General features: G+C 67.5%; 12 protein-coding genes. 4 read left to right on the top strand and 8 right to left on the bottom strand.

What is annotated here, in order from left to right:
- Window positions 1-145: 145 nt before the first annotated feature.
- The 7 genes from MFF01_RS16045 to urtA form a co-directional block, all read right to left on the bottom strand.
- A complete protein-coding gene (locus MFF01_RS16045) occupies window positions 146-463 on the bottom strand; it encodes an FmdB family zinc ribbon protein (protein WP_238227001.1) in 318 nt (105 codons plus the stop codon).
- Window positions 464-568: 105 nt separating this feature from the next.
- Window positions 569-1798 carry a formamidase gene (fmdA, locus tag MFF01_RS16050; protein ID WP_238227002.1) on the bottom strand — a complete coding sequence of 410 codons (1230 nt, stop codon included), beginning with the start codon at window positions 1796-1798 and terminating at the stop codon, window positions 569-571.
- Window positions 1799-1923: 125 nt separating this feature from the next.
- Window positions 1924-2613, bottom strand: coding sequence for an urea ABC transporter ATP-binding subunit UrtE (gene urtE, locus MFF01_RS16055; protein WP_238227075.1), 690 nt, complete (start codon window positions 2611-2613; stop codon window positions 1924-1926).
- Between the two features lie 73 nt (window positions 2614-2686).
- Window positions 2687-3472, bottom strand: coding sequence for an urea ABC transporter ATP-binding protein UrtD (urtD, locus tag MFF01_RS16060; protein ID WP_238227003.1), 786 nt, complete (start codon window positions 3470-3472; stop codon window positions 2687-2689).
- Between the two features lie 11 nt (window positions 3473-3483).
- Entirely contained in the window at window positions 3484-4632 is a 1149-nt protein-coding gene (urtC, locus tag MFF01_RS16065) for an urea ABC transporter permease subunit UrtC (protein ID WP_238227004.1), read from the bottom strand.
- A gap of 13 nt (window positions 4633-4645) precedes the next feature.
- Window positions 4646-5572, bottom strand: a complete 927-nt coding sequence (gene urtB / locus MFF01_RS16070) for an urea ABC transporter permease subunit UrtB (protein ID WP_238227005.1) — start codon at window positions 5570-5572, stop codon at window positions 4646-4648.
- 197 nt (window positions 5573-5769) lie between these two features.
- Window positions 5770-7029: an urea ABC transporter substrate-binding protein gene (gene urtA, locus MFF01_RS16075; RefSeq protein ID WP_238227006.1), complete on the bottom strand. Its 1260-nt coding sequence runs from the start codon at window positions 7027-7029 to the stop codon at window positions 5770-5772.
- Window positions 7030-7245: 216 nt separating this feature from the next.
- On the opposite strand from urtA, the gene MFF01_RS16080 reads away from it, so the two are divergent.
- Both MFF01_RS16080 and MFF01_RS16085 read left to right on the top strand, forming a co-directional pair.
- Window positions 7246-10668 (top strand): hybrid sensor histidine kinase/response regulator, encoded by a 3423-nt coding sequence (locus MFF01_RS16080; RefSeq protein ID WP_238227007.1) that lies wholly within the window; start codon window positions 7246-7248, stop codon window positions 10666-10668.
- Window positions 10661-11566 (top strand): response regulator transcription factor, encoded by a 906-nt coding sequence (locus MFF01_RS16085; RefSeq protein WP_238227008.1) that lies wholly within the window; start codon window positions 10661-10663, stop codon window positions 11564-11566. Before MFF01_RS16080 ends, MFF01_RS16085 begins: the two co-directional genes overlap by 8 nt.
- 44 nt (window positions 11567-11610) lie before the next feature.
- Here MFF01_RS16085 and MFF01_RS16090 read toward each other — a convergent pair whose 3' ends face one another.
- Window positions 11611-13080, bottom strand: a complete 1470-nt coding sequence (locus MFF01_RS16090; protein ID WP_238227076.1) for a methyl-accepting chemotaxis protein — start codon at window positions 13078-13080, stop codon at window positions 11611-11613.
- A gap of 590 nt (window positions 13081-13670) precedes the next feature.
- Between MFF01_RS16090 and MFF01_RS16095 the strand changes: the two genes are divergently transcribed.
- Window positions 13671-14864 (top strand): SMP-30/gluconolactonase/LRE family protein, encoded by a 1194-nt coding sequence (locus MFF01_RS16095; RefSeq protein ID WP_238227009.1) that lies wholly within the window; start codon window positions 13671-13673, stop codon window positions 14862-14864.
- Window positions 14865-14893: 29 nt separating this feature from the next.
- Window positions 14894-15889 (top strand): SMP-30/gluconolactonase/LRE family protein, encoded by a 996-nt coding sequence (locus tag MFF01_RS16100; protein WP_238227011.1) that lies wholly within the window; start codon window positions 14894-14896, stop codon window positions 15887-15889.
- Window positions 15890-15915: the final 26 nt, after the last annotated feature.

Raw genomic sequence — 15915 nt, forward strand, 5'->3', positions numbered from 1 at the left:
CGAAGCGGGTCGGGAGAGGGGCGGCGCGACGCCTGGAGGATACGAAGCCCGGCACGACCGAGCCGGATACGGCGCTCCCCTCTCCCGCCCCTTGCTTGCGCGAGGGTCACCCTCCCCGCAGAGGGGGGAGGGGGTGTTGGCGGTGTCAGTGGCTGATCATCCACGGCCGCGCGTTGGGAAAACTCTTGGCGGCCGCGGGATTGGATTTCGCCTTGGCGCCCGAGCAGCAGCCGCAGCCGGCCCCGTGCCCGGACGACTTGCGGGGCGCGTGCTGGCTCCGCTCGTTCGTGGCGAAGGCCTTGCGCCGGCCCGCATCCATGGAGGCGAGGTTGGGCGCGTTCAGGAAGGCGCGCCCGCAGGACGATCCGCAATCGGGGCAGTCGTGCGGATCCTGAAACTGCGCCATGGGGCGCAAAACCGTGAACGGCCCGCAGGCGGCGCAACTGTAATCGTAGACGGGCATGGAGCCGCTCCCGAAGAATAGCGAAGGGTGGCGTGCAAGCACAGCAATGCTCCCTCTCCTTCCAGGAGAGGGGACCCGCGCCCGATCCGACGCGCGGGCGTACCCTCAAAGATCCGGCGAGAGCGGCATCTGGATCGAGCCGTCGAGGAACTTCGTCGGCCCGTCCGCACCGGGATTGATGTCGAACTCGAAGATCTTGGTCGGAATCCACAGGGTCGCGCAGGCGTTGGGGATGTCGACCACGCCCGAGATGTGGCCCTGGACCGGCGCCGTGCCGAGGATCGAGTAGGCCTGCGCGCCCGAGTAGCCGAACTTCTTCAGGTACTCAATGGCGTTGAGGCAGGCCTGGCGGTACGCCACGGTGACATCGAGGTAGTGCTGCTTGCCGTACTCGTCGACGGAGACGCCCTCGAAGATGAGGTGGTCGTCGAATTTCGGGGTGATCGGGGAGGGCTTGAAGATCGGGTTCTTGATCCCGTACTTGCGCATCCCGTCCTTGATGATGTTGACCTTGAGATGGACCCAGCCGGCCATCTCGATGGCGCCGCAGAAGGTGATCTCGCCGTCGCCCTGGCTGAAATGCAGGTCGCCCATGGAGAGGCCGGCCCCCGGCACGTAGACGGGGAAGTAGATCTTCGAGCCGCGCGACAGGTCCTTGATGTCGCAATTGCCGCCGTGCTCGCGCCCCGGCACCGTGCGGGCGCCTTCCGCCGCCGCCTTGTCGCGGGCCTCACCCTTGAGCCGGCCCATATGGGCAGTGGGGGCGAAGGGGAGGGTGGCGAGCGCCGGCACCCGGTTGGGGTCGGTGTCGAACAGGGCCTTTTCGCGGGTGTTCCAGGTCTCCAGCATCTTCGGGTCGGGCAGGCAGCCGATGAGGCCGGGATGGATCAGGCCGGGGAAGCGCACGCCGGGGATGTGGCGGGATTTCGTGAACATCCCCTCGAAGTCCCAGATCGACTTCTGGGCCAGGGGGAAGTGCTCGTCGAGGAAGCCGCCGCCGTTCTTCTTGGAGAAGAAGCCGTTGAAGCCCCACTGGCTCTCCGGCATGGCGCCGATGTCGAGGAGATCGACCACGAGGAGGTCGCCGGGCTCGGCACCCTCGACGCCGATGGGCCCGGAAAGGAAGTGGACGATGGAGAGATCGATGTCGCGCACGTCGTCGGCGGAATCGTTGTTCTTGATGAAACCGCCGGTCCAGTCGTAGGTCTCGACGATGAAGTCGTCGCCGGGCTTCACCATGGCGACCATGGGGATGTCGGGGTGCCAGCGGTTGTGGACCTTGTCGTTGTCGTAGGCCGATTGCTTGAGATCGACCTTGATCAGCGTCTCTGCCATCGTGGCGTACTCCCTTTGCTGGGCTTCAGGACATGCGTCCCTGTTCGCGCGGACCGGTGGGTCCGGCCCCGCGCAAGAGGTGGTTTCGGCGTCGGGAAGAGCCTGACGAGGCCCTTCCAAAACGATTAGACCGAGAGGAACCGGGCGACCTTCGCCTCGTCGATGTCGGCGCGGAGCGACTCGTGGACGATGTGGCCGTTCTCGATGACCAGAACCCGGTCGGCGACATCGAGGGCGAAGCTCAGGACCTGCTCGGAGACCACGATGGAGAGGCCCCGCGCGTCGCGGATCTTCTTCAGGGTGCGCCCCATCTCGCGGATGATCGACGGCTGGATGCCCTCCGTCGGCTCGTCGAGCAGCAGCACCTTGGGGCGGCTCGCGAGCGCCCGCGCGATGGCGAGCTGCTGCTGCTGGCCGCCCGACAGGTTGCCGCCCCGCCTTCCCTTCATCTCGAGGAGCACGGGGAACATCTCGTAGAGGTCTCCCGGCACCCGGCGCTCGTTCGTCACGGTGAGCCCCGTCTCGATGTTCTCCTGCACGGTCATGGCCGAAAAGATCATCCGGCCCTGCGGCACGTAGGCGAGTCCCTGCGCCACGCGCTGGTGGCTCTTGAGGGCGGCGACGGGCGTACCGTCGACGGCGATCGACCCGGATTTCACCGGCACGATCCCCATGAGGGTCTTCATGAGCGTGGACTTGCCCATGCCGTTGCGGCCCATGACGGCGACGATCTCAGCCGGCGCCACCGTGATGTCGAGGCCGTGCAGCACCTCGCTCTGGCCGTAGGCGGCGTGGAGGTCCCGGATCGCCAGCATCGGCTGGACGCCGCCCTGGATGTGGGGCGCGAAGAGGGGGGCAGGCGTGGTCTGGAGCATGAGCCCGTTCCTCTCAGTGGCCAAGATAGACTTCGATGACCTTGGGGTCGTTCTTCACCCGCTCCATGGAGCCCTCCGAGAGCACGCGCCCCTGGTGCAGCACGGTGACCCGGTGGGCGATGTCCTCCACGAACTTCATGTCGTGCTCGATGACGAGCACCGAGCGGCCGACGATGATCTGGTTGAGCAACTCGGCGGTCTTGATGCGCTCGCCGACGCTCATGCCGGCCACCGGCTCGTCGAGCATGAGGAGTTCCGGGTCCTGGATCAGCAGCATGCCGATCTCGAGCCACTGCTTCTGGCCGTGGCTGAGGAACTCGGCGCGCTCCAGGAGCTGATCCTTGAGAAAGATCATGTGGGCCACCTCCTCGATGCGGTCGCGGACCTGCGCATCCCGCTTGAAGGTGAGGGCCCCGAACACCGAGCGGCCGCGCGGGTACGAGATCTCGAGGTTCTCGAACACCGTGAGGTCGTCGTAGATCGACGGCGTCTGAAACTTACGGCCGACCCCGGCCTGCACGATGCCGCTCTCGGAGAGCTTGGTGAGTTCCTGCCCCTTGTACTTGATCGAACCGGAACTCGCCTTGGTGCGCCCGCAGATGAGGTCGAGCACCGTGGTCTTGCCGGCGCCGTTGGGACCGATGATCACCCGGATCTCGTTCGGATCGACGTAGAACGACACGTCGTTGACCGCCTTGAAGCCATCGAACGAAACGGTGAGGGCTTCCACCGCCAGCAGGAACTCCTGTTCCGCCGGGGCGGCGCCGATGGGATGCGAGGGCAGAAGGGCGGCGTTCATGGGCGGAACTCCTACTCGGCCGCGTGGGGCAGGGCGGCGGGCGCGGGCTCCGGGGCCTTCGCGCGGCGGGTCAGGCGCGGCTCGACATACGTCCGGTAGATGCCGGCCAAACCGTTGGGGAAGGCGAGCACCACGAGAATGAACAGGCCGCCGAGGCCGAACAGCCACAGTTCGGGAAAGCTCTCCGAGAAGGTGGTCTTGGCCCAGTTGACCAGCAGCGTGCCCCAGACGGCGCCGAACAGAGACAGGCGCCCGCCGACGGCGGCGTAGATCACCATCTCGATGGAGGGCACGATGCCGACGAACGAGGGCGACATGAACCCGACCTGGAGGGTGAACATCGCACCGCCGATGGCCGCGAACACCGCCGCCAGACAGAACGCGAAGGTCTTGAAGCCGGCCACCGAGTAGCCCGAGAAGCGGACCCGGTCCTCCTTGTCGCGCATGGCCACGAGGATGCGGCCGAGCTTCGACCGCTTCACGTACTGGGCGAACAGGATGCAGGCCACCAGCAGAGCGCCGTTGACGAAGTAGAGGATATTGTGGGCTTGATCCGTCCGGATGTCCCAGCCGTTCAGGGTGCGCAGATCGGTGATGCCGTTGATGCCGCCGGTGTAGCCCTGCTGGCCGACGATGAGGATCGTCAGGATGGCGGCGATGGCCTGGGTGATGATGGCGAAGTAGGTGCCGCCGACGCGGCGGCGGAACATCGCCGTGCCGATGACGAAGGCGAAGAGCGCCGGGACCACGATCACGGCGATCAGCGTGAAGGGTAGGCTGGTGAACGGTTTCCAGAACCAGGGCAGGGCGGTGATCTGGTTCCAGTCCATGAAGTCGGGGATGCCCGGCGTCGACTGGATCTTGGTGTTCTCGACGCTAGAGGCTTCGAGCTTCAGGTACATGGCCATGAGGTAGCCGCCGAGGCCGAAGAACACGCCCTGACCGAGCGACAGGATGCCGCCGAAGCCCCAGCAGATGACGAGGCCGAGGGCCACGAACGAATAGGTGAGGTACTTCCCCACGAGGTTGAGGCGGAAGGCGTCGAGGAGCATCGGCAGTACGACGAAGATCACGGCGGCGAGGAGCGCGAGGCTCACCCACTCCATCGGCTTCATGAACGGGTTGTCGTTGACGGTCTGAGCGGGGTTCGGACGGGTCATCGCAAAACGCTCCTCAGCGCCGGACTTTGAGGGTGAAGAGGCCCTGCGGCCGCAGCATCAGGATGCCGACCACGGCGAGCAGGGTGATCACCTTCGCGGTGGAGCCCGACAGGAAGAATTCGAGGGTCGACTGGGTCTGCGAGATCGAGAAGGCCGACGCGATGGTGCCGAGCAGCGACGCGGCGCCGCCGAAGACCACGATGAGGAAGGTGTCGACGATGTAGAGCTGGCCCGAGGTCGGCCCCGTCGAGCCCACCATGGTGAAGGCGGACCCCGCGATGCCGGCGATGCCGCAGCCGAGGCCGAAGGTGAGACGGTCGACTCGCTCGGTGTCGATGCCGACCGCCCCGGCCATCGGCCGGTTCTGCACCACGGCCCGGACCTGGGCGCCGAAGCGCGAGCGGTACATGAGGAGCGCGACGCCGATGGTGATGAGCGTCGTGATCGCCATCACGAACATGCCGTTGATGGGGATTTCGATGGAATCGGTGACCTGGACCGAGCCGATAAGCCAAGCGGGAAGCTCGACGCCGACCTCGCGGGCGCCGAAGATCGTGCGGTAGGTCTGCTGCAGGATGAGCGACAGGCCCCAGGTGGCGAGCAGGGTGTCGAGGGGCCGCTTGTAGAGGTGGCGGATCAGCGCCCATTCCACCAGCATGCCGAGCGCCCCGGACGCGATGAAAGCCAGGGCCATGGCGACGAAGAAATAGGCCGGAAACAGGGCCGGCAGGTGGGTCTGGAAGAAGCCGGAGCACAGGTAGGTGACGTAGGCGCCGAGGATCATGAATTCCCCGTGCGCCATGTTGATCACGCCCATCTGGCCGAAGATGATCGCCAGCCCCAGGGCCATCAGGGTGTAGACCGAGAACAGGATCAGCCCGGCGAAGCCCTGCATCACGAAGATCGAGCTGAGGTCCGTGAGGGAATAGTCGCCGAACATTTTTCCAACCTTCCGAAGAATGCGGCTGTCTCTGTGCAAGCACCGGGCCGTTCAGGACGGACGCCCCCGTCTGAGGATCGTTGCGACCGGTTCCCTCTCTCCTGAAAGGAGAGCGGATTCACACGCCTGATCCCTTTGAGGACAAGCGCGGGTCCCTCCCCCCCCCCCCGCAGAGGGGGGAGGGTTACGTGCAGTTCCTACTGATACCCCTTCGGGAACGGGTCGGGCTTGATGAGTTCGGGGCTCTCGTAGACCACCTCGAACTGGCCGTTCGGCAGGGCCTTGGCGACGCGGGTCTTCGACCAGAGGTGATGGTTCGGGTCGATCCGGACGTAGCCTTCCGGCGCCTCCTTGAACTCGAGGCCGGGGGAGGCGGCCACCACCTTGTCGACGTCGAAGGACCCGGCCTTCTCGCAGGCCATCTTCCACAGGAACGGCCCGAGATAGGCCGCCTGGGTCACGTCGCCGATGACGGTCTTCTCGCCCCACATCTTGTGGAAGGCGGCGACGAACTTCTCGTTGTTGGGATTCTTCAGCGACTGGAAGTACTTCATGCAGGAATAGGCCCCGGCGATGTTCTCGCCGCCGATGCCGTCGATCTCGTCCTCGGTGACCGAGATGGTGAGCAGGACCTGCTTCGACAGGTCGATGCCGGCGGCCTTGAGCTGCTTGTAGAACGCCACGTTGGAACCACCGACCACGTCGGTGAAGATCACGTCCGGCTTCTTGAGCTTGAGCTTGTTGATCACCGAGTTGAACTGGGTGTGCCCGAGGGGGAAATATTCCTCGCCGACCACGGTGCCCTTGAGGACGTTCTCCACGTGTTTGCGGGCAATCTTGTTCGAGGTGCGCGGCCAAATGTAGTCTGAGCCGATGAAAAAGAACGATTTGGCGCCCTTCTCCTTGTGCACCCAGTCGAGGGAGGCGAGAATCTGCTGCGTCGCCTCCTGACCGGTGTAGAAAACGTTCTTCGACTGCTCCAGGCCTTCGTAGAAGGTCGGGTAATACAGCAGGCCGTTATATTGCTCGAACACCGGCAGGACGGCCTTGCGCGAGGCGGAGGTCCAGCAGCCCATCACGGCGGCGCAATGGTCGTTGACGAGGAGCTTCTTCGCCTTCTCGGCGAAGGTCGGCCAGTCGGAGGCGCCGTCCTCCTGCACGACCTTGATCTTACGCCCGAGGACGCCGCCGGCCTCGTTAATCTGCGCGATGGCGAGCTTTTCCGCCTGCTGCGCCCCCGTCTCGGAGATCGCCATGGTGCCCGTGAGGGAGTGCAGGACGCCCACCGTCACCTCGGTATCGGTCACCGCGAGGCCCGTGGTGTTCACCGCGGCGGTGGCCGGTGCCGCCGCGAAGCTCGTGCGCGGCATCAGGGCCATGGCCGGCAGGCCGGCGAGCCCCATGAGAAGCCTGCGCCGCAGCGCCGATGGGAGCCCGTTGCCCTGATCCTCTGCCATCGTGACCGAATCCTTGTGATCTCTCGTCGCGCGGCCGGTCGGATGGCCGTGGATCGATGGGCAAAGGCTAGGCCGTGCCGCGCCGGGCGGTCGATACGCAGTCTTGCGTATGGAGCGCCGTCGCCGGGGGGTTCATCGTCCAGCTCTTTGCGGTTGCCCGAGGCTGGACCGCGCGGCGCGCGGGGGGCCGATCCGTGCTACGCCTCACCCGAAATCATGCCCGAACCCCAGCGCATCCTGCCGATCCGGCGCGACTACAACCGCTTCGTCGCCGACGAAACGCTGGAGGATTATGCCCTGCGCTTCACAGCCAAGGCGGCGCGGCGCTGGTCGGGCCTGCGGGTGGCGCAGACGGCCCTCGGCGCCGTGTCCTTCTTGGCCCTGGAGGCCATCGGCGGCACCCTCGTGCTCGGCTTCGGCTTCACCAACACGCTGGCCGCCCTCGTGGTGGTGGCGCTCATCATCTTCGCCACCGCGGTCCCGATCTGCGCCTACGCCGCCCGCCACGGCGTCGACATCGATCTCCTCACCCGGGGGGCGGGCTTCGGCTATATCGGCTCGACGGTGACGTCGCTGGTCTATGCGAGCTTCACGTTCCTATTCTTCGCCATCGAGGCGGCGATCATGGCCACCGCCCTGCGGATGGGTTTCGGCTTACCCCTGGCGCTCGGCTATCTCGTCAGCGCGGTGGCGGTGATTCCCCTTGTGATCTACGGCATCACCCTCATCAGCCGGTTCCAGATCTGGACCCAGCCCCTGTGGATCGTCCTCAACCTCCTGCCCCTGGCCTTCATCGTCGGGCGGGGTGGGGCGCCGGTGGCGGACTGGCTCGGCTTTCCCGGAGAGACGGGCGCAGGCGGGTTCGATCTCGCCCGCTTCGGCCTCGCCACCGGCATCCTGCTGGCCCTGCTGGCGCAGGTGGGCGAGCAGGTCGATTTTCTGCGGTTCGTCCCGGCGCCGGAGCCGGGCCGGGAGGGCCGCTGGTGGAGCGCCGTCCTTGCCGCCGGCGCCGGCTGGATCGTGCCGGGCTTCCTCAAGATCCTGCTCGGCTCGTTCCTCGCAATCCTCGCCCTGCACCACGGGGTGCCGGCCGATGCGGCGGCCGAGCCGACGCAGATGTACGCGGTCGCCTTCGGCTACGTGGTGGACCCCGGCCCCCGGGCCATCGCCCTGACGACGGCGTTCGTCCTCGTCTCGCAGCTCAAGATCAACGTCACCAACGCGTATGCCGGCTCCATTGCCTGGTCGAACTTCTTCTCGCGCCTCACCCACAGCCATCCGGGCCGCGTGGTCTGGCTCGTCTTCAACGTCGCCATCGCGCTCCTGCTCATGGAGCTCGGCATCGACAAGACCCTGGCGAGCACCCTCAGCCTCTACGCCGTGGTGGTTTCGGCCTGGGTCGGGGCCCTGAGTGCCGATCTCGCCGTCAACAAGCCGCTGGGCCTGTCGCCCCCCGGCATCGAGTTCAAGCGGGCCCACCTCTACGCCATCAACCCCGTGGGCACCGGCGCCATGGTGCTGTCCATGCTGGCGGGCTTCTCCGCCCATCTCGGCTGGCTCGGCCACGTCCTCACCCCGTTCGGCCCGATGCTGGCGCTCGTAGTCGCTTTCCTTTCGGCCCCGGCCATCGCCTGGGCCACGGGTGGGCGCTACTACCTCGCGCGGACACCGAAGACCGACTGGAACGGGGCCGCCGCCATCACCTGCCGGGTGTGCGAGCACCCGTTCGAGCCCGAGGACATGGCCGAGTGCCCGGCCTATGGCGGCGCCATCTGCTCACTCTGCTGCTCCCTCGACGCCCGCTGCGGGGATCTCTGCAAGCCCCACGGCCGCCTCGACGTCCAGGCACAGGATGTCCTGGCCAGGGTCCTGCCGGCGCGGACCGCCGTCTGGCTCGGCGCGCCCCTGGGGCGCTACCTCGCCCTCATGCTCACCCTCGTGAGCGCCGTCGCCCTCATCCTCGGCATCGTCCATGCGGGCGCGGTCTCGGAGCATCCCGAGCACCGGGAGTCCCTGGCGGCGGCGCTGACCAGCGTGTTCCTCATCCTCATCGTGATCCTCGGCATCGTCGCGTGGTTGTTCGTGCTGGCCCAGGAGAGCCGCCACGTCGCCCTGGAGGAGACCGCCCGCCAGACCCGGCTCTACCAGGCCGAGATCGCCGCCCATAAGATCACGGACGCGAAGCTCCAGGGCGCCAAGGAGGCGGCGGAGGCGGCCAACCTCGCCAAAAGCCGCTACGTGGTCGGCATCAGCCACGAGCTGCGCACCCCGCTCAACGCCGTACTGGGCTACGCCCAGCTGCTGGAGGGCGACCCCACCATCCCGGGGCCGCGCCAGAACGGCATCCGGGTGATCCGGCGCTCGGCCCAGCACCTGTCGGGCCTCATCGACGGCCTCCTCGACATCTCGCGCATGGAGGCCGGTCGTCTCCAGATCCACCGCGACGAGATCCGGCTGTCCGACTTCCTCGACCAGATCGGCGACATGATCCGCCTCCAGGCGCAGGGCGCCGGACTCGAGTTCCGCTTCACCCGGCCCGACACCCTGCCGATGGTGGTGGCGACGGACGAGAAGCGCCTTCGCCAGATCCTCCTCAACCTCCTGTCGAACGCCGTGAAGTTCACGCCGAAAGGACACGTGTCCCTCGACCTTGCCTATCGCAGCCAGATCGCCGTGTTCACGATCCGCGACACCGGCCTCGGCATCCCGGAGGCCGATCTCCAACGGGTGTTCGAGCCGTTCGAGCGCGGCACCATGGCGGCGGCGCTCACCACCCCCGGCACCGGCCTCGGCCTCACCATCGCGCATCTGCTGGCGCAGATCATGGGCGGCGAGATCACCGTCGAGAGCGTCGTCGGGCAGGGGACCTGCTTTCGCCTGCGCCTTATGCTCGCCTCCGTGGCGCGGCCGAAGCCCGTGCGGCCGGCGCAAGGAACGCCCGAGGCCGTCCGCACCTATTCGGGCGCGCGCCGCACCATCCTGGTGGCGGACGACGACGCCGCCCATCGCGGCCTCATGCGCGAGATCCTCGAACCCCTCGGCCTGCGCGTCATCGAGGCCGCCGACGGCCCCGCCTGCCTCGCCCTCGCCGCCGAGGACCCGCCGGACCTGTTCCTCCTCGACATCGCCATGCCGGGCATGACCGGCTGGGTCCTGGCCAGAACCTTGCGTGAGACCGGCTCCACCGCCCGGATCGCCATGATGTCGGCCAACGTGCACGAGATCAGCCCGTCGCGCGGCCACGATGCGCCCCACGACGCCATCATCGCCAAGCCGTTCGACCTGCGCGACTTCCTGGACGTCGTCGCCGGGCTGCTCGACCTCGCCTGGACCGCACCGGACTCGGCACCGACGGACGAAGGGGCGCCGGCCCCCGACGTCCCGCCGCAGTCGGAGGACGTGGCCGACCTGCTGCGCCTCGCCCGGATCGGCCATGTGCGCGGCCTCGCGGCGAAGCTCGCCGCCATGGCAGACGCCGCCGAGCCGCCGGTCGCGTTCCTCACACGACTGCGCGGCCTCGTGGAAGCCTACGACCTGCGCCGCGTCCTCTCCATCCTCGAAGAAGCGCGAGATGCGCGCATTTTGGGGGCGGCAGAGGCGCGCGACGCGCCCAGGCCGGAGCCGGCCGGCGATGTCTGAGGTGCAGCGCGACATCGTCCTCGTGGTCGACGATTCCCCCGATACCCTGAGTTTCCTGACCGAGGCCATCGAGCGTTCGGGCGCCACCGTGCTCGTGGCGGTGGCCGGAGATCTCGCCCTGTCGCTCGTCGACGAGATCACCCCCGACATCATCCTGATGGACGCGGTGATGCCCGGCATGGATGGGTTCGAGACCTGCCGGCGTCTCAAGGCTCGTGGCCACCTCGCCCATGTGCCGGTGATCTTCATGACCGGCCTGTCGGAGACCGAACACATCGTGAGGGGGCTGGAGGCGGGCGGGGTCGACTACGTGACGAAGCCCATCGCGCCGGACGAAATCCTGGCGCGCATCCGGGTGCATCTCGCGGGTGCGCGGGTGGCGCAGAGTGCGCGTGCTGCCCTCGACACCGCCGGCCGCACCCTGTTCGCCGTGGACGGGCAGGGCGCAATTCTCTGGTCAACACCCCAGGCCGCCCGGCTACTCGCGGGCATCGCCCCGCCGGACGGCGCCGGCCTGCCGCCGCAGGCGCGGGCGTGGCTCGTCGCCTGCCGCGCCGGCACGACCTCGGGCGCCCTGACCCTCACGGACGGGAACGGAATCGTCCACACCCTGAGCGTGATCGGAGGCACCGGCGACGAGATCCTCCTGCGGCTCGCCCGCGATTCGGGTGAGGCCGGGATCGAGCGCCTGCGGGCGCGCCTGCCCGTGACGGGGCGCGAGGCCGAGGTGCTGCTGTGGCTCTCGCGCGGCAAGGCGAGCCGCGACATCGGTGAGATCCTGGGCCTCAGTCCCCGTACGGTGACGAAGCACCTGGAGGGTATCTACGCCAAGCTCGGCGTCGAGAACCGGACGGCGGCCTCCCTCATCGCGGCCCGCCACCTTCAGGATCTGGAGTAGGCGGACACGCCGACAGCGCCCCGGGGCGAGCGCCGGCCGTGCCGTCAGGCGAGGGCGCGGGCGGCGTTGTTGACGGCCTGCACCGAGGTATCGACCTCCCGGGCCGCGTGGGCGATGCCATCCATCGTCTGCCGGATGAGTTCGACGCTCTGGGCCGCGTGCTGCATGTTCACCGACATGTCGCGGGTGACGGCCGCCTGCTCGGTGACCGCCGACGAGACGCTGAGCGAGATCTCGCTCAGGTGCCGGATGCTGTGGCCGATGGCCTCGATGGCGTGCACGGCCTGGCTCGTGGAGGCCTGCACCGCCGCGATCTGGGTGCCGATCTCCTCCGTGGCGCGCGACGACTGGTTGGCGAGCGCCTTCACCTCGGCCGCCACCACGGCGAAGCCGCGACCCGCCTCGCCGGCCCGCGCCGCCTCGATGGTGGCGTTGAGCGCCAGCAGATTCGTCTGGTCGGCGATGGATCGGATCACCCCGATGACCTCGCCGATTTTGTCGGCCGAGGCCGTGAGCCCGGAGATGATGGCTCCGGCCTCGACCGAGCGATGCACCGCCTCGTCGGCGGCGCCCTTGGCCTCGACGGCGTGGCGGCTCAGCTCCTCGATGGAGGACGAGAATTCCTCGGCCCCAGCCGCCACGGCCTGGACACTGCTGGAGGTCTGAGCCGTGGTCTCGGCGGTGGTGGAGGCCTGCCGGCTCACGTCCGAGATCGCTCCGGTGATGACGCCGAGATCCTGTTCGATGGCGCGCTGGCCGTCGCGGCGGCGGTTCCGGTCGTTGACCTGGGCGGTGATGTCGATGGCGAACTTCACCACGGCGCAGGTCTTGCCGTCCGGGCCGACGATCGGGTTGTAGCCTCCGTGGATCCAGATTTCGCGGCCGCCTTTGGCCAAGCGGCGGAACTCTCCCGTCCGAGGCTCGCCGTCGGCAAGGGTGCGCCAGAACGTCGAATAGGCCGCCCCGTCGCGTTCCTCGGGGAACACGAACAGGCTGTGATGCTTTCCCTTGATCTCGTCGAGGCGGTAGCCGAGGGCCTCGAGGAAGTTCGCGTTGGCGTCGGTCACGATACCGTCGAGGGAGAAGTGAATGACGGCCTGGGTCCGGTTGATCGCCGCGATCTGCCCTTCGTAGGCGACGGTGCGCAGCTTCTGCATTGTAATGTCGGTGGCGAGCTTGATCACCCGCACCACCTTGCCGGTCCGGTTCAACACCGGGTTGTAGGTCGCCTGGATCCACACCTCGCGTCCGCTCTTTGCCGTCCGCATGAACTCCCGAGCCTGGAACTGGCCGGTGCGCAGGGCCGCCCAGAAACCCTGATAGGCCTGGGATTCCCGCTCCTGGGACGGGACGAAGAGACTGTGATGTCGCCCCCGGATCTCCTCGAGGCGATACTCCATCAGGTCGAGGAACATCTGATTTGCCGTCAGTACGGTGCCATCCGGACTGAACTCAATCCGGGCTTGCGATCGATCGATCGCATTGAGGAGGGGACGGCTTCCGATATCGAGCATCATGAAATTTCTTCGACCACCGAGCGCCAACGCGTCGCTGTGACCTACATAGCAAAGGATAACTAACAAATGTTTAAAGTTTTAGAAGACATAAAACGAATAATACAAAATTCGCAGTTCAATACTGAAACTATCATCACATAAATGTGATGCAGGCGAAAGAATATATAGATCGAGGCGGCCAAATCGACATTTCCACAAGATTGTTACTATAGGACAACGGGACATTTCGAACTGCTTGCCCTAGCTTGCCCAGGGCCATCCCAAGTACTCCTCCATCAATCCATCGATGCTTCGGATTGACTTTGAATACTGGCGCGACAACGGGCAATTGAAGGCCACGTCAGCCGGCCTTCGCGGTGTGCTCGCGTTCGCCTACGCGAACGGTCCGGCGGCAGGCGGGTCGGGGTGCGCCTTCGCCGCACCCGGCGATTCGTCCGAGTGATGAAGCTTCGGCGGAATCCGTGCGTTGTCCATTCGAACCCCGACCGCCCTGGCGGCTCTCACGATGGCTCGATGCCCCTGACGCCCGAGGCGAGAGCGCCGTTGGAGGTCGGGCATCGTGAGAGCGACGCTCATGCCATGAGATCATGATGCCTCTGTTTCCGACCGCTCCCTTCTCCCGTGCGGCGACCCTTTTCGCCGTCCTCGTCGCCGGAACGAGTTTGGGGGGAGCCCCGGCCACCGCGCAGCCGGCCCCTCCCCCCGGGAACGCCCTGACCAAGGTGGCGAGCTTCGAGCATCAGGTCACCGGCGTCACCGTGTCGAGGGACGGGCGGATCTTCGTGAACTTCCCGCGCTGGACCGAGGACACCGCGGTGTCCGTCGCCGAGGTAAAGGACGGCAAGGTCGTGCCCTTCCCCGATGCCGCCTGGAATTCCTGGCGCAACGCAAAGAAGGACGAAGTCTCGCCCGGGGATCACTGGATCTGCGTACAGAGCGTGGTGGCGAGCCCCGACGGCAACGTCTGGGTCCTCGATCCCGCCGCCCCCGCCATGGGTGCCCTGGTGCCCGGTGGTCCGAAGCTCGTCGAGATCGACCTGAAGACCAATCGCCCGGCCCGCACCATCGCGTTCGACGAGACGGTGGCGCCGCAGGGCTCGTACCTTAATGACGTGCGCTTCGCGCCGGATGGGAAGACCGCCTACCTCACGGATTCCGGGGCCAAAGGCGCCCTCGTGGTGGTGGATCTCGACAGCGGCAAGGCGCGCCGCGTCCTCGACGGCGATCCCTCGACGCAGCCCGACAAGGGCGTGACCGTGACCTATGACGGCAAGCCCCTGCGCCGGCCCGACGGGCGTGGCGTCGAGTTCGCCGCCGACGGCATCGCCCTCTCACCCGACGGCAAGACGCTCTATTGGCAGGCGATCAAGGGCAAGACCCTCTACAGCCTGCCGACGGAGGCGCTCGCCGGCGGCGTCACCCAGGCCTTGATGCCGACGGCGCTCGCCGACAAGAGCCTCGCGGGCCGGATCGAGACCGTGGGCGAGAACGGCCCGGCGGACGGGCTCATCATCTCCCGTCACGACGGGCGGATGTACATTACCTCGCCGCAGGACGATTCGATCAAGGTCCGCGACCTCTCGGCCAAGGGCGCGGCGACCGCCACCGTCATCAAGGACGCGCGCCTGCGCTGGCCGGACACCTTCGGGGAGGGCCCGGACGGAACGCTCTACGTCACCACCTCGCGCATCCAAGACTCCGCCTTCTACAAGCCCGATGCCCCGGCGGCCCTGCCCACCGACCTCTGGAGCTTCAAGCCGGTCGCGGCACCGGCGCGCTGATCCGTCCCCGAGTGCGAGACGACGATGCCATGAACCGACGCACCCTCCTGCGCCACACCGCCCTCGGCCTCGCCCTCGCGGCGGGGCCGCGGGCCGTGCTGACTCCCCGCGCCGCCTGGGCCGCGCCTCTCCTGCGCTTCGACGACCCGGAGTTCCGGGCCGTGGTCGATCCGGAGGCGCGCCTCGTCACCCTGTATACCGACGGACGCTGGTGCGAGGGACCGTGCTACGCCGCCCATCTCGGCGGTCTGGTGTTCAGCGATGTCCGGGCCAACCGCATGCTGCTGATCGACGACGACGGTGCGGTCCGCACCTTCCGCGACCCCTCCGACAACGCCAACGGCAACACCCTCGACGCGCAGGGCCGTCTCGTCACCTGCGAGCACCGGGGCCGGCGCGTGGTGCGCGCAGAGTCCGACGGCTCCCTGACCGTCCTGGCCGACCGCTACGCGGGCAAGCCCCTGAATTCACCCAACGACGCCAGCCTCGCGGCCGATGGAGCGATCTGGTTCACGGATCCGGTCTTCGGCATCGCCATGCCCGAGGAGGGGATCGTGCGGAGGCCCGAACAAACGGCGCGGCGGATCTACCGCATCGATCCGGACGGGACGGTGACGGGCCAGAGCGACGCCCTCGATCAGCCGAACGGCCTCGCCTTCAGCCCGGACGGGCGACGGCTCTACGTCAGCGACACCGGCGCTTCCCTCAACCCGGAGGGCGCGCGCGCCATCCTGGCGTTCCCGGTGGAAAACGGACGGTCCCTCGGGACCCCACACCCCTTCGCGACCGTGGAGGCGGGGGTGCCCGATGGCCTCGCGGTGGATGCCGACGGACGGGTCTACGCCGCCTGCGGCGACGGCGTCCGGGTGTTCGCGCCCGATGGCCGGCTCCTCGGGCGGATCGCCACGGCGCGCGAGGCCGCCAACGTCACCTTCGGAGGTCGCGACGGGCGCCGCCTCTTCGTCGCGTCCGGCCCTGCCATCCACGCCATCGACCTCAAGGTCCGCGGCGCGGGCCGCGCCTGATCCTCACTGTTTTCGAACCTCGGAAC

The sequence above is a fragment of the Methylobacterium adhaesivum genome, from assembly GCF_022179065.1.
Classification (GTDB): Bacteria; Pseudomonadota; Alphaproteobacteria; order Rhizobiales; family Beijerinckiaceae; genus Methylobacterium; species Methylobacterium adhaesivum.